The organism is Arthrobacter sp. 05L417, from assembly GCF_056397865.1.
Genome location: NZ_JBFTOG010000128.1, coordinates 1 through 408, shown reverse-complemented (window position 1 = coordinate 408; position 408 = coordinate 1). Strand labels below are relative to the sequence as shown.

Here is a 408-nt window from a genome sequence, read left to right as displayed (position 1 = left end):
AGCCCCAGCCGGAGGCCAGGCGCGCGACGTCCTCGAAGGGCAGGTCGGCCCACTGGCCGGTGAACAGGGTGTACGGGCGGGGCATGGGTTCTCCTAGGGAAAAGTTTCGGGGGCCGGGGGAAGCCAGACGGCGGTTGTCAGCCGGCGGTTGTCAGCTGGCGGTGTTTAGTGGCCGGCGACCTGGATGATGGCGGATTTGGCGTCGGCGGATTCCTCGATGGCGGCCAGGATCTGCTGGACGGCGAGACCGTCCTCGAACGAGGGCGAGGGCGGGGTCCCGGCGTCGAGGGCCTGCAGGAAGTCGCGGATCTGGTGGGTGAAGGTGTGTTCCCAGCCGATCACGTGGCCCTGGGGCCACCAGGCGGCCATGTAGGGGTGGTCGGGTTCGTTGACCAGGATCCGGCGGAA

The 408-nt window shown here is 68.9% G+C and carries 1 pseudogene; it reads right to left on the bottom strand.

Annotated features, from left to right (window positions below):
- Window positions 1-165: 165 nt before the first annotated feature.
- A pseudogene (locus AC1DJW_RS26620) lies at window positions 166-408 on the bottom strand (gfo/Idh/MocA family oxidoreductase); the annotation flags it as partial.